Source organism: Aeromonas salmonicida, assembly GCF_028355655.1.
Lineage (GTDB): Bacteria > Pseudomonadota > Gammaproteobacteria > Enterobacterales > Aeromonadaceae > Aeromonas > Aeromonas salmonicida.
Window position 1 is genome coordinate 3,398,535 of the sequence record NZ_CP110645.1, and the last position, 14,103, is coordinate 3,412,637.

13 protein-coding genes are annotated in these 14,103 nt (G+C 62.6%); 3 read left to right on the forward strand and 10 right to left on the reverse strand.

The genetic code is table 11. From position 1 onward, the window contains the following. Nucleotides 1-18: 18 nt before the first annotated feature. The 5 genes from ONZ54_RS15845 to ONZ54_RS15865 are packed head-to-tail and all read right to left on the reverse strand — an operon-like array spanning nt 19 to nt 5,447. Entirely contained in the window at nt 19-3,183 is a 3,165-nt protein-coding gene (locus tag ONZ54_RS15845) for an efflux RND transporter permease subunit (protein WP_271786633.1), read from the reverse strand. Then, complete coding sequence (locus ONZ54_RS15850) at nt 3,176-4,201, reverse strand: efflux RND transporter periplasmic adaptor subunit (protein WP_271786634.1); 1,026 nt, start codon at nt 4,199-4,201, stop codon at nt 3,176-3,178. The genes ONZ54_RS15845 and ONZ54_RS15850 overlap by 8 nt, the downstream gene beginning before the upstream one ends. Before the next feature lie 56 nt (nt 4,202-4,257). Continuing rightward, nucleotides 4,258-4,704 carry a YeeE/YedE family protein gene (locus ONZ54_RS15855; protein WP_271786635.1) on the reverse strand — a complete coding sequence of 149 codons (447 nt, stop codon included), beginning with the start codon at nt 4,702-4,704 and terminating at the stop codon, nt 4,258-4,260. 12 nt (nt 4,705-4,716) lie between these two features. Continuing rightward, entirely contained in the window at nt 4,717-5,130 is a 414-nt protein-coding gene (locus tag ONZ54_RS15860; protein WP_021138047.1) for a YeeE/YedE family protein, read from the reverse strand. Next, the gene (locus tag ONZ54_RS15865) at nt 5,130-5,447 is read right to left on the reverse strand and encodes an ArsR/SmtB family transcription factor (protein ID WP_096118782.1); all 318 of its coding nucleotides are present in this window, start codon (nt 5,445-5,447) and stop codon (nt 5,130-5,132) included. Before ONZ54_RS15865 ends, ONZ54_RS15860 begins: the two co-directional genes overlap by 1 nt. A 115-nt stretch (nt 5,448-5,562) precedes the next feature. On the opposite strand from ONZ54_RS15865, the gene ONZ54_RS15870 reads away from it, so the two are divergent. The 3 genes from ONZ54_RS15870 to ONZ54_RS15880 all read left to right on the forward strand — a co-directional run bounded on the left by ONZ54_RS15870 (nt 5,563) and on the right by ONZ54_RS15880 (nt 7,422). Continuing rightward, nucleotides 5,563-5,748 (forward strand): YgaP family membrane protein, encoded by a 186-nt coding sequence (locus ONZ54_RS15870; protein ID WP_271786636.1) that lies wholly within the window; start codon nt 5,563-5,565, stop codon nt 5,746-5,748. Nucleotides 5,749-6,088: 340 nt separating this feature from the next. Next, a complete protein-coding gene (locus ONZ54_RS15875) occupies nt 6,089-6,463 on the forward strand; it encodes a hypothetical protein (RefSeq protein ID WP_005312618.1) in 375 nt (124 codons plus the stop codon). Nucleotides 6,464-6,693: 230 nt separating this feature from the next. Then, nucleotides 6,694-7,422, forward strand: a complete 729-nt coding sequence (locus ONZ54_RS15880; RefSeq protein ID WP_011898955.1) for an MgtC/SapB family protein — start codon at nt 6,694-6,696, stop codon at nt 7,420-7,422. Nucleotides 7,423-7,505: 83 nt separating this feature from the next. On the opposite strand, the gene ONZ54_RS15885 is transcribed toward ONZ54_RS15880, so the two are convergent. From ONZ54_RS15885 to ONZ54_RS15905, 5 genes are all read right to left on the reverse strand, one after another. Beyond that, nucleotides 7,506-8,516, reverse strand: coding sequence for a substrate-binding domain-containing protein (locus ONZ54_RS15885; protein ID WP_058394293.1), 1,011 nt, complete (start codon nt 8,514-8,516; stop codon nt 7,506-7,508). A gap of 27 nt (nt 8,517-8,543) precedes the next feature. After that, the gene (locus ONZ54_RS15890; RefSeq protein WP_271786637.1) at nt 8,544-9,959 is read right to left on the reverse strand and encodes a glycoside hydrolase family 32 protein; all 1,416 of its coding nucleotides are present in this window, start codon (nt 9,957-9,959) and stop codon (nt 8,544-8,546) included. Next, nucleotides 9,959-11,323, reverse strand: a complete 1,365-nt coding sequence (locus ONZ54_RS15895) for a sucrose-specific PTS transporter subunit IIBC (RefSeq protein ID WP_271786638.1) — start codon at nt 11,321-11,323, stop codon at nt 9,959-9,961. Before ONZ54_RS15895 ends, ONZ54_RS15890 begins: the two co-directional genes overlap by 1 nt. Before the next feature lie 83 nt (nt 11,324-11,406). Then, the gene (locus tag ONZ54_RS15900; protein WP_271786639.1) at nt 11,407-12,363 is read right to left on the reverse strand and encodes an aminoimidazole riboside kinase; all 957 of its coding nucleotides are present in this window, start codon (nt 12,361-12,363) and stop codon (nt 11,407-11,409) included. Nucleotides 12,364-12,478: 115 nt separating this feature from the next. Then, the gene (locus ONZ54_RS15905; protein WP_271786640.1) at nt 12,479-13,969 is read right to left on the reverse strand and encodes a carbohydrate porin; all 1,491 of its coding nucleotides are present in this window, start codon (nt 13,967-13,969) and stop codon (nt 12,479-12,481) included. Between the last annotated feature and the right edge of the window lie 134 nt (nt 13,970-14,103).

Below are 14,103 nucleotides of genomic sequence, written 5' to 3' on the forward strand. Positions count from 1 at the left end.
GGCCGCGCCCAGCTCCCGTCAAACACGACGCGCCATCAGGCTGTAGTAGAGCAGCGGTATCACCATCAGGGTAAGCAGGGTGGAGACTAGAATGCCAAAGATGAGACTGATGGCCAGTCCGTTGAAGATGGGATCATCGAGGATAAACAGGGCCCCGATCATCGCCGCCAGCGCCGTCAGCATGATGGGTTTGGCCCGCACCTGCGCGGCTTCGATCACCGCCTGCTCAAACGCTATTCCGGCTCTTCGCTGCTGCTCAATAAAGTCCACCAGCAGTATGCTGTTGCGCACTATGATCCCGGCCAACGCTATCATCCCGATCATCGAGGTGGCGGTAAACTGGGCCCCCAGCAGGGCGTGGCCCGGCATCACCCCTATGAGGGTGAGCGGAATGGGCGCCATTATGATAAGCGGTACCAGATAGGAGCGGAACTGGGCCACTACCAGCAGGTAGATCAGGATCATCCCCACCCCATAGGCAATCCCCATGTCGCGGAAGGTCTCGTAGGTAATCTTCCACTCCCCGTCCCATAACAGGGCCACCTCCCCAAATTTATCGGGCTGCTGCACGTAATACTGGGGCAGGTCGATCTCGGCACCGGCGGCAAACATGCCGTAGAGCGGGGTGTCGGTATGGCCCCCCATGTCGGCCACCACCATCACCATGGGGCGCATGTTCTTGTGCATGATATAGCTGGGGGCCAGCTCATCACGGCGACTCACCAGCTCGGATACCCGGAGGAGCTGGCCGCTCTGGCTACGCACCTTGAGGGCCAGCACGCCCGCCAGATCCCGCTTGTCACCGGGAGCCAGCTCGATGCGGATCGGCACCGGATATTTGGCGCCGTGCCCCTGCAGCCAGCTGGCATCCTGATAGCCCACGCCCCCGTTGAGGGTCGCCACCATATCTCCGAGATCGACCCCGAGCAGGGCGGCCTTGCTGCGGTCCACCACCAGCCGCCACTTGGGCTGCGGGTCGGTCAGATAGATATCCACGTCCACCAGATCCGCCGTGGCCACAAAACGGGCTTGTACAGCGCGCGCCGCCGCTTCACGGGTGGCCTGAGTCGGGCCATAGATCTCGGCGACTATGGGTGACCAGACCGGCGGGCCGGGCGGCACTTCCACCACCTTGAGGTTGCCCCCTGCCGCACTGGCGATGGTCTGCAGCGGCACCCGTACCGACTGGGCAATCTGGTGACTGCTGCGATTGCGCTCATGCTTGTCCACCAGATTGACCTGAATATCCCCCACGTTGGCGCCGCTGCGGATGAAATAGTGGCGCACCAGGCCATTGAAGTTGATGGGGGCTGCGGTACCGGCGTAGATCTGGTAATCCTTCACCTCCGGCACCTTGGCAAGCTCCCGCCCGACCGCCAGCAGGGTACGCTCGGTCTGCTCCAGGGTCGCCCCCTCCGGCATGTCGAGCACCAGCTGGAATTCCGACTTGTTGTCAAAGGGGAGCATCTTGAGCACCACCCACTGCACCACCGGCATGGCGGTAGCCGCCCCGACCAGCAGCAACACCACCAGCCAGAGCTTGCGTCTGGCGCGCTTGGCGCCATCACCGATCAGGAAAGGGGTCATCAGCCGGTGAAAGAGACCAGCCTTGGCCTCGCCGTGGGCACCATGCACCTCCCCCTTGAGCAAATGGTTCGCCAGCCAGGGGGAGAAGATAAAAGCTACCAGCAGAGAGATGAGCATCCCCATGCTGGCATTGATGGGGATGGGGCTCATGTAGGGGCCCATCAGGCCGCTGACAAAGGCCATCGGCAGCAGGGCAGCGATCACGGTCAGGGTCGCCAGTATGGTCGGCCCCCCCACCTCGTCCACCGCCCCCGGAATAAGCTCCTTGAGCGACCCCTTGCCCAAACCGCGATGGCGATGGATGTTCTCCACCACGACTATGGCATCATCCACCAGAATGCCGATGGAGAAGATCAGCGCAAACAGCGACACCCGGTTGAGGGTAAAACCCCAGGCCCAGCTGGCAAACAGGGTCAGCGCCAGGGTGATGACGATGGCCACCCCCACTACCAGCGCCTCGCGCCAGCCCATGCTCACCAGTACCAGCAGCACCACCGCCGTGGTGGCAAAAATGAGCTTGCCGATGAGGGTGTTGGATTTGGTCTCGGCGGTGACGCCGTAGTCACGGGTCACCGTCACCTCGACCCCAGCCGGGATCAGCCGGTTTTGCAAACTCTCGACCCGCGCCTCCACCCGCTTGGCCACATCGACCGCGTTCTGGCCCGGCTGCTTGCCGATGGCCAGCGTCACCGCCGGATAACTGGCCTGCCCCTGCCCCATCCAGCTGCGTTTGGTCGGGGTCTCCTGACCCAGAGAGACCCTGGCCACATCCCCCAGATAGACCGGCTTGCCGTCGTGCAGCCCCACCACCAGTTCTCTAGCCTCCTGCTCACTTTGCAGGAACTGCCCCACCTGTACCTTGATCTCCCGGTTATCTTGCTCGATGGCCTGTGTCGGGCCCACCTGATTGGCTGCGGCAAGTCGCTGGCTCAGCTCGCCCCAGCTGATGCCGTGGGCGCTGAGGGCCGCCGGATCCGGCATCACCCGCAGCACGGCGCTCTGGCTGCCCAGACTGTAGATATCGCGGGTACCGGGAATGCGCTTGAGTTCGGTCTCCAGCTCATGGGCGACCCGAGTCAGTTCGGGGGCGCCCAGCTGCTTGCTCCACTCTTTGCTCCATAAGGTGAGACTGACGATGGGGACATCATCGATCCCCCGGGGTTTCACCAGTGGCTGGCCGACTCCGATCCCCTGTGGCAACCAGTCGCGGTTGGAGTCGAGCTGGTTGTTGAGATCGACGATGGCCTGCTCGCGGCTCACACCCACCTTGAACACCACCACCAGTAGGGCCCCATCGGGCTGGGAGAAGGAGTAGAGGGTATCAATTCCCTTTATCTGGGAGACCACCTGCTCGGCAGGGGTAGTGACGAGAGAGGCCACTTCAGCCGGGCTGGCCCCCGGGAAGGGGATATAGACATCGGCGAAGGTGACATCAATCTGCGGCTCCTCCTCCTTGGGGGTCACCAGCACCGCAAACAGACCGAGCAGCAGCCCCACCAGCGCCAGCAGCGGGGTGATGGCCGAGCCCTGAAACAGCGCAGCCAGCCGACCCGCGGGTCCCAGCCTCTCCTTGTTGCCGTTCAGCTCGCTACTCATGGGCCAGCTCCTGCTGCTGCGCCCAAGCATCGGGGGCCAGCTTGTCACCGGCTTGCAGACCGGCCAGGATCTCGCACTGTCCCTCGACGCAATGGCCGACCCGCACCGGCGTCAGGGCCCAGCCAGCGGGCTGCTGCAGATAGACGCCGTTGAACTCCCCTTGCCGCAGCAGGGCGCGATCCGGCACCTGCAACACCTGACGCTCACCCTGCTTGAGCTGTACCTTGAGCCACATGCCGGGCAATACTCCGGCGGTTTGCGGCGGCAAGTCGAGGCGCAACCTGAAGGCGTGGCTCTGGCTGTCGGCATAGTTGAAGCGAGTCAGTTTGACGAGGGTAACAGGCTTGCCATCGGGCAGCAGCACCTGCACATCCGCAGGTTCACGAGCGAGCGTCAGGGCGGATTGGGGCAACTCCACCTCCACCCGCAAGGTGTCGAGGGAGAAGCCCGACAGCAGCGGGGTACCGGGGGCGACTGTCTCCCCCAGCTCCACCAGCCGTTTGGTCACCACCCCGGCGTAGGGGGCCAGAATGCGGGTATAACCGTAAGCCTCGCGGGCCTGAGTGAGGGCCGCATCGGCAGCATTGACCTCGGCGCGGGCGGCGCGATCGGAGGCCTCGGCATTATCTAGCTGGGCGCGGGTGATCACCCCCTTGGCAATCAGCGCCTGAAAACGGGCAAGCTGGCGCTCGGCTTCCACCTGCTGGGCCTGAGCCCGGGCCAGCCGCGCCTGCGCACCCGTGACGGCGGCAAACTGCTCCTTGCCGCTGATCTCGAGCAGGGGTTGCCCCGCCTGCACCTCGTCGTTCACATCCACCAGCATACGGGAGACCCGGCCGCTGGTCTGGGCCGCCACCGTCCCCTGATTGATGGCACTGACGGTGCCATCCAGCATCAGCCAGTCGGTCACCGGCTGCGGCGACAGGGTAAACGAGGTCAGGGTTTCTGCCTCCCCGGGCAGCGCCAGGGTGGATGACATGACCAGCAAGGTGGCCCCCGGCAACCGGAAATGCTTCATGATAACCTCCCTCCGTGGTGCTGCGGTTCAGTACGCCAGCGGTTCACGCCACAGGATCAGGCGATGGGAGATGGCCGCACCTTCACCCATACCCGATTCAATCCCTTATCAACCAGCAAGATCCCGGCCACCATGGTTGCCACAAACAACAATATCATGGGCTGACCGCTGTAAATGAGACTCAAGGCTGGCCCTGGGCAGATGCCAACCAGCCCCCAGCCGATACCAAACAGGGCCGATCCTGCGAGGAGGCGGCGATCCACTTGCCGGAGCTGGCCGAACTGGTATGGCTCATCGAGCAGGCTGCGGCTGCTCGGTTTGACCAACAGTTGGTAGCCTGGCATAAATACCAGCAAGGCGCCCCCCATCACGAAGGCCAGGCTGGGATCCCAGACCCCTGCCAGGTCGAGAAAACCGATGACACGGGCCGGATCCACCATGCCGGAGATGGCCAGACCGAGCCCGAACAAGAGACCTGCGAGCAGACTGATAAAAAGTTTCATCTCATTACCTCGTTACAACAGATGCAGGGTGACAAACACCGTCATGAAACCAGCCGCCATAAAGGTGAGGGTGGCAAAGAGGGAACGCACCGAGAGCCGCCCCATGCCGCAGATACCGTGACCACTGGTGCAGCCATTGCCAAGACGGGTACCCATACCCACCAGCAGACCCGCCAGCGCGACCAGTGGCCAGGTCGGCAGAGCGCTGAAGCTCGGCATCCGGGCCCAGCCCAGGCTGAACGCCAACCAGGCTCCCGCCCCCAGTCCCAACAAAAACAGCCAGCGCCAGGCATGCCTGTGCTGCAAGGCTCCCGCCAGAATGCCGCTGATCCCGGCCACACGACCATTGAACAGCATCAACATCAGGGCGGAGAGCCCCACCAGCATGCCCCCGGACAGGGCAAGCAACCATTGGGTTTCAAACATCAAGACACCTCATCCTCTTGGGAGTGACAAAAATGGGTTTGCAACACGGCCAGCACATCCGCCGCCGCCCCGTTTGCCAGCGAGTAGTAGATCTGCTGGGCAACCTTGCGCGATCGGATCAGGCCGCTACGCCTGAGCACCGCCAGTTGCTGGGAAAAGGCTGACTGCCCCAACTTGCTGTGGGCCAGCAACTCGCCGACCCCCTTCTCCCCATCAACCAGCTGACAGAGCACCATCAATCGCTCTGGATGGGCCAGCGCCTTGAGCAGGGCTGCCGCCTCGCTTGCGTGGCGGGTCATCTCATCGAAAGGGGCCATAGGCATAAATTAGTAGTTGCTTATATTTAGTTTTATTCTATAAATAAAACCTAAATTAGCAACTTCTAATTTTAAACCTTCACAACCAGCTGGATAAACAACCAAGGAGCAAGATATGACTGTTGATAACGGAGTGAGAATCGTGGCGGGAAGCATGCTGTTGCTGTCACTGGCGTTGACCCAATGGGTCCATCCGAGCTTTCTCTGGCTGAGTGTCTTTGTCGGGGTCAACCTGATCCAGAGCGCTTTCACCGGTTTCTGCCCTGCCGCCATGGTACTGCGCAGGCTGGGTTGTCGCTGATGTAGCCAACTGGCTCACATTATTGACAAACTTGTATCTAAATGTTGCTGAAGGAGGATAGGGCTTTACCTCATCGCTCTGGATGAGTACCATCTGGCCGTTCATCAACAGCGGAGACCATCAGTGGGCAATTCATCAAGTGACAGTTGTAGGCCGACCCTCATCGTCGGCACCCAGGTCGCGAGATAGCCGCAGGTCTTCCTCTGCCGCGTTCTCGCAACTCTGCGAGAAGCGGAAATCCACTCCCCTCTTCTCTGTTTTTACACTTGACGTCAGGTGACCCAAGCCCAGGCCTGGACACCTTGCCTGCATAGTTTCTGCTTCCCACAAGGAGGCTGCTATGCGTTTTATTTCAACCAAATCTGGATCCACCCAGGCTCACCCCCTGCTGAGCAAGCTGGGCCGTGGTCTGCTGCCACTCTGGCTGCGCACCAAGCCGAGTCAGCACCACTACCGGTTGCAGATCCGCTGCCAGGATCGCGCCGACATGGAGCAGGTACTCGACATGGTGAGCCACACACTGCAACCAGCAGGGCTGCATCCCATGCAGTCCCTGAGACCAGGGCGCAGTGGTGGTCGGGAGCTGGTGCTCAACCTGCACTGCACCCCGCCCCAGCGCCGGTATCTGGTGCAGTTCGTGCACCAGGTCGGGGTAGCCCACCCGGTACGCTGGGAGCTGCGCCCCCGGCGTGATGCCGAGCCAGTGCTCAACTGACATCTATCAGGTGAATCCGGGGCCAGCCATGCTGGCCCCTCTCCATTGATCCGACACCTTGCCCGTCGCCTTCCATTGAGCGCCTGAGCATCCGGGTCTGTGCGACCCGGGCGTCCGTTTTCATTTTCCATGGTGGTCTTTACCGAATGCAGCCTTGCGATTCATCAGGAGTGCCCATTGGCACGCCATCATGCATCCCGAAGGCCATCAGTTATCAGAAGGAGTACGCCATGAGAATGTGGCAGCAACTAGACATGATTTCCCTGCTCGACACCCTGGCCAGCCTGTTGCTGGCCTTCGTGCTGGGCAGCCTGGTGGGGCTGGAGCGCCAGTACCGCCAGCGTACCGCCGGCCTGCGCACCAACGTGCTGGTCGCCGTGGGGGCCGCCCTGTTCGTCAGCCTGGCCCAGCGCATCTATGACTTGCACGGTGGCAACTACAACGTGGTCCATGTGGTGGCTTACATCGTCTCCGGCATCGGTTTTCTCGGCGCCGGTGTCATCATGCGCGAGTCGGGCAATATCCGCGGCATCAACACGGCAGCTACCCTGTGGGGCGTAGCCGCCGTGGGGGCAGCCAGTGGGGCCGGGCTCGCCATGGAGGCGGTGCTCGGCGCTCTCTTCGTGCTGGCCGCCAACACCCTGCTGCGCCCCCTGGTCAACCAGATCAACCGCCGCCCGGTGGACAATACCGATACCGAGGTGACCTACAGAGTCACGGCTCTCGCCCAGCGCGAGTATCAGAAGGAGGTGTTGCACTGGCTGGAAGAGATGATGGAGCAGGCCAACTACCCCTTGAGCGAGCTGGACATAGAGCCGTTCGGTGAGCAGGATCTGGAGATCTCCGCCGTGCTGCTGGCCACCTCCATCGACGGCGACGAGCTGGATGCCCTTATGGTCAAGCTGGCCATTCATCCCCATATCAAGCAGGTGTTCTGGCGCGCCAGCACCACGGATTGAACGCACGGGGAATATCTTTGCGTCCTCTCCCGATAAACAAAAAGCCCCGCCAACATTGGCGGGGCTTTTTGATGGGAGCGCGACTAGCGGCGACTGCGCCAGCGCACTCTGGGGGCTATGACCTGAGCGGTCTGGCCGGGAACATTCCCTGCAATCAGCTGCTGCATCAGCTCGAAGGCGGCGCGGGCCAGCGCCGGACAATCTTGCGCCACAGAGTCGATGCGCATGGGAATGCAGTCGAGCAGGTCGTGATCATCGAAGGTACACAGGCGCATCCCCGTCTCCATCAACCCCGCCTCATTGAGGTAGCGCAGCACCCCTTCCAGCAGGGTAAAGGAAGCGGTAAAGAGCCCCCTTGGGGGCGCCCCCAGCTCGGCGACCAGCTCAGCCATCAGCTGATAGCCGGAGCTCGGCTGATAATCGCGATGGCGCACCCGGGCAGGCTGGGCCTCAAGCCCGGCTCGATGCAGACCCAGCTCATAACCCGCCAGCCGGTGGCGACTGGGGGAGAGATCCAGCAGGCCGCCGAAGTAGTAGATCTCCGCCCCGCACTCGCCAGCCATGTCCCGCACCAGCTCGGCGGTGGCCTTGCAGGCATCGGAGATCACCATGGGCAGGCGCGACTCGCCGATGTGGCGATCCAGCTGCACCACGGGCAGGCGGTCGTGAATACGGGCATAGGTGTCATCGCTGTGGCCGCTGGAGGCGACGATAATGCCATCCACCTGACGACTGATGAGGTTGTCCACCACCTTCTGCTCCAGGGTGGGATCATCTTCGGAGCAGGCAATCAGCAGCTGGATCCCGGCCTCGCGACAGTGGGCCTCAAGGGCCCGGGCGATACTGGCAAAACCGAAGTTGGTGAGATCGGGGATCACCAGCCCCCAGGTGTAACTGCGGGTCTCGCGCAGGGCACGGGCATGAAAGCTCGGCTGGTAGTGGCACTCGTCCGCCACCGCCTGGATCCGCTTGCGGGTCTGGTCGGCAATCCGGTACTCCGCACTCTTGCCGTTGAGCACCAGACTGGCGGTCGCCTTGGACACCCCTGCCAATTCGGCTATCTGGGCAATCGTGATCCGTTTCTTCTTCTCCACCTGGCCTCCCGGCTGACTAGAACCGGGCTATTGTACTAGGCACGCCGACAGCGGCCAGTGATTGAGGCAAATTTTGCCGCCCTCGCCTGCATCCCCTGCCGATAGTTGCGGCTTTTCACCGGGGAAGTAACGGGCTGACAGCGTCTGACGACCATCATCCACGAAACACTCGAGGCTGGACCGATCGCACAAGAGTGTCAGCGGGCCACCCAGCCAGGGAGCTGACCTCTCTTCCCACTCCCCGCTCTGCCAGTTCTGGCGACGCAATCCAATGCGCCCTTTCTGCCACACCAGCTCGGCCACGGTGCCGAGCCAGAGACTGCCCGCGCCGGTCAGCGTCAGATCCAGCCAGGCCGAGTCGATGGTCATCCCCGGAAACTCGCTGACGACCCCCTCGAAACGGGTCAGCTCCCCCTTGAGGGCGGCAAGTTCAGCCACCGGCCGCTGGCAGAGCCACTCATGCTGCCAGAACAGCTCCCGTGGACAGCTCATCTGGTGGATCCAGCCATAGGGAATGGTCGGCTGGCTCATCTCGTTCTCCTCCGGCAACCCCAGCCAGCCAAACAGCAGGCGACGGCCCTGGCTATCCAGGGTGGTCTGCGGTGCATAGAACTCGAAGCCGCGGTCCAGCTCGTGAAAAGCCTCGTGCTCGAAGTGCTCGCCATCGAACTGCCCCGCCAGCCAACCACACTGGTAGAGGTTGCGATAATCCTCCCCTTGCGGGGCAATACCCTGCGGGCAACTTATCAGCACATGGCGATCGGCCAGCGGGAAAAGATCGGGGCACTCCCACATATAGCCAAACTCACCGAGGCCGCCACGCCCACTGCCGGCGATGGGGCCAACCAGCTGCCACTTGTCCAGCGTCTGGCCGCGATAGAGCAGCACCTCCCCCTTGTCGTCCTGGGTGCGGGCTCCCAGCACCATCAGCCACTGCTGGCCGTCGTGCCACACCTTGGGGTCGCGCACATGGCCGCTGTAGCCTTCAGGTAAATCGAGCACAGGCCCCAGCTTGCCAAAACCACCCTCACCGTCGGCGCGAGCCAGACACTGGAAGGCGGTGCGGCTGCCATCCGGGTATTTGACATTGCCTGTGTAGATGAGGGTCAGGCGCCCCTGCTCGTCGCTCACCGCCGAGCCAGAATAACAGCCGTGGCTCTCATACGCTTCTGTAGGAAGCAGGGCGATGGGCTCGTGCTGCCAGTGCAGCAGATCGCTGGAGCTGACATGACCCCACCCCTTGTTGCTGTGCGTGCAGCCCAGCGGGTTCCACTGGTAAAAAAGGTGATACCGGCCGCCGTGCTCGATAAAGCCGTTGGGGTCATTGAGCAGCCCCACCGGGGCTGCCAGATGCCAGCGGGGCCGATGGGGATCGGCCGCCGCCTTGAGCTGGCCGGTCAACAAGGACCGGACTATCTGTTTGAAAAAATCGACTTCCTTCATCACTCCACCTTGTATTTGAGCAGCCAGGAGGCAGCGAAGGCGGCGCCAAAAGCGATGACCAGGCCGATGACATAGTGGCTCAGATTCATGGGCTGGACGATGGCCATGCCCGGAATACCGGTCAGGCCCACCGCCGTCATCCCCACCTTGGCCGCCACCACGTAGGCGCCACCCAGGGCACCGCCGAGCAGGCCGGCCAGGAAGGGCTTGATGTAACGCAGGTTGACCCCGAAGATCGCCGCTTCCGTGATGCCGAGCAGGCAGGACATGGCCGCCGGCACTGTAATGGCCTTGATTTTCGGATCCTGGGTCTTGAAGTAGACCGCCAGACAGGCACCGCCCTGCGCCACGTTGGCCATGGCCCAGATGGGCAGCAGGAAGTTGACACCTATGGCCGGATTGGTGAGCAACCCCGCCTCTATGGCATGGAAGCTATGATGGATACCGGTGATGACGATGAGGGAATAAGTCCCGCCAAACACCAGCCCCGCCAGCCAGCCTGCCTGCTCATAGAGGGCGCTCAGGCCGAAGGAGATGCCATCTCCCAGCACCCGTCCGGCCGGACCGATAAACAGCAGGGCCACGAAGCCGGTGATGATGACGGTGAGAAACGGCGTGAGGATCAGATCCAGCGCGTCCGGAATGCGCTTGCGCAGCTGCTTCTCCAGATGGGACATGAACCAGACCGCCAGCAGCACAGGGAAGACGGTGCCCTGATAGCCGATCATGGCGACATCGAGACCGAAGAAATCCATGGTCTTGAAGCCACCGGCCACACCCCAGGCGTTGGTCAGCGCCGGGTGGGTAAGGATCCCCCCCATGGTGGCACCCAGATAGGGGTTGCCGCCAAATTCCCGCGCGGCCGTGAACCCGATCAGAATGGGCAGTATGATAAAGGCCGCCGAGCTGAACATGTCCAGCATGACGAAGAGGGCACTGTCGGCGTTGACCCAGCCATAGGTGCGCACCATGCCGAGCAGCCCCATCAGCAGACCGGACGCGACTATGGCCGGAATGATGGGCACGAATATGTTGGAGAGCGTCCGCGCCAGACGCTGGGCCACGTTGAGCTTGGCCGTCGCCATGTCGGTCAGCTCCGCCTTGCTGGCCGTCCCTGTCCCGGTAATAGCCACGAACTCCGCATAGACCTTGTTGACCAGACCGGTGCCGAAGATCACCTGGATCTGGCCTGCGTTGCTGAAGCACCCCTTGACCCCCTCCAGCTTGTCGATGGCGGCCTTGTTCACCTTGCTGTCATCGGCCAGCACCAGCCGCAATCGGGTGGCGCAGTGGGCAGCGCTGACGATGTTCTCCTTGCCCCCGAGCAGGGGCACCAAATCCTTGGCTATCGCACTGATATTCATATTATTCCTCTTATGACCCGCCACGCTGGCGGGCCCTTGTCACATGAGAGTAGGGGCTGTTGACCCGGGCTTCTAGCCGCAGCTCAACAGCCGCTTGAGGCTGATCGCAAAAAGGCATCCAGTTCTGTGCGGGTCGGCAGTGCCGTCATGGCCCCCTTGGCGGTGGTGGCGAGCGCCCCGCAGCCGTGAGCCTGAGCCAGGATGGCGGCCAGCTCGGCCAGCGTGGGCAACCGCTCGCCCTGTGCCAGCGCCGCCAGGAGACCGGCGACGAAGGCATCCCCCGCCCCCGTGGTGTCGAGCGGGGTCACTTTCGGCCCCACCCACTCCAGCAGCTCGCCCTCGAGGCGGGCCACCACTCCGGCCGCCCCCCGGGTCACCAGCACCAGCGCCGGGCCTGATATGGTGGCGAGCCCCGCGACCAGCTCATCCTCGCCGCTCAGCAGCTGCAGCTCGTCAATCGAGAGCTTGACCACATCCGCCAGCGCTATGGTATGGCGCACCACTGGCAGCATCTCGGCGGGGTTTCCCCACACCTCGGGCCTCAGGTTGGGGTCGAAACAGACCCGTCCCCCCGCGTCCTTGATGGCGGCCATGGCCTGCAGGCAACTGCCGCGTACCGGTTCGTTGGCGAGCGCGATGGAGCAGGTCAGCAACCACTGACTGGCCTGGAAGCCGGGCAACTCATCCGGGGTCAGGAACTGATCGGCACTGGGGCGCACCATGAAGGTGAAGCTGCGCTCCCCCTCTTCATCGAGCTCCACCAACACTGTGGAGGTTCGATGAGCGGGATCCGCCCGCAGACAAGCGGTATCCACCCCTTCCCTTGCCAGGGTATCGGCCATAAAGCGACCGAAGGGATCGGCGCCGACCCGGCCGATAAAGGCTGACTCGCCGCCGAGTCGCGCCACCCCGACCGCCACATTGGCGGGTGCGCCGCCCGGGCACTTGAGGTAGTGCAGCTCCCCTTCCGGGATCAAGTCCACCACCGCATCCCCCATTACCCACACACGATTCGTCACCTTGCTACTCCACTGCTGCACAGGATTCACTGACGGGGCCGGGCCCTCATCTCTTGGCTTCCATTATCAGCTAAACCGATTTAGCCAACCAACAGATCTCGGTACCGGCTGCCATTTTTGTGATCGGGATAACGAACTAGAACCAGGTTTCCATCTGCACGCCAAAGTTCCACTCGCCACCGGCGGTGAAGTTGCTCTGGCCCATGGCATCGTCGCTGGCGTAGCTGTCGAGCTCGGATGACCAGTCCATCCAGGTGGCGAACACCCGCAGCTCCGGACGCTCGAAGAAACCGGCGGTCTGCGCCTTGAAGGTAGGAGCGAAGGTGAGTTTGGTGAAGTTACCGTTCACCGCCTGACGACCCTTGTAGCCCTTGGGATCCAGATCCATGTACTGCCATGCCGCCTCATAGACCAGCTCGACGTTCTGGCTCAGCACCTGGGCCACCCGGGTATTGAGGGTCAGCCACTGATACTCGTCCCCCTTCACGTAGCGATCCTGGCTCTGCTCCGCCAGCAGAGCCGGCGCGAAACGCCAGCGCGGGTTGAGGTCGGTAGCACCGAACACGGCGACCCGTACCGCATCGGCATCGGGCAGCAGTTCGCTGTCGGAACCCAAGCCCTTGAGCTCGGCACCCAGACCATGGCCGTAGAGGATCGCCGCCTTGGAGAAGCCGGGGTTGATGCCAAAGAAGCTGTCGGCGTGATAAGCCACCAGGGTATGGGCCCCCTTGTCCGCCGCCTCGCTTCCCTTGCCACCGTCGTTGATGCGCTGTTCGTTGTCATTGGCCGAGAGGCCGTTCACCATCCACTGCCAGTTGCCGAAGCGGTTGTTCATGGTGAGGATGTAGCTCTCTATGTCCGACAGACCGCTGGCACTGATGTCGCCATAGTCGCGGCCATAGAGGGAGAAGTTCGCCTTCCAGCTGTCGGCCAGTTGCACGTCATAGACACCGCCACCGGTACCGGCCAGGAAGACCACGTCCGAGTCGAGCCAGTGGATGTCGAAGTTGTCCCGATCAAAGCGCTTGCCCGCCCACAGCACCGCATGCTTGAAAGCGCCATCGAAGCTCGCCAGATTGCCTATTTCGGCAAACACCTGGCGGGTATTGAGGCTCGAGTCGCTGGCGGTCCAGTCGTTGCTGGTCTCCACGCCATCTGCCAGCATCAGCTTGTAGCGTGCCCAGCTGCCGTCATCAAACGTCTGGGTCTTGAGCAGATTCGCTTCCATGTAGGTGTCGTCTTCGTTGCCAAGCCGGCCCACTGCGCCCCCCACAGATCCTGCCGGCGTGATGTAGGGACCGCCCCGCCCACCGTGGCCATTGCCGTTGACCAGGAGGCCAGAGCGGGCATAGCCGTGAAACTCGAAACCCTGTGCCCCCGCCGTCTTCTCATCCACCTTCTGGCTGCGGGTGTTGGCGACCTGGGCCTGCTCGCTGGCCGCACTCGCCTTTATCTCGGCCTGACTGGCACGACTCTCCGCTGCCTCGGCTCTTGCTTCAGCCGCCTGTACCCGCGCCTCCAGCGCCGCCAGCCTGGCTTCGATACCGCCCTCCGCCGCCCACAGCGGGCTGCTCATCCCCAATCCCAGCGCCACTGCCAACGCCAATTTGCTCTTGAACATGGTCATCTTCCTCACCTGTCGTGTGTTGCCCGGTCGGGCTCTGTTTTTATCGGCGAAGAGAGCATAGCTAAACCGCTTTAGCTAACTCAAGATGGCAGCTAAACCGTTTCAGCCACTCTGTGAGCGGGATAACATTTGTA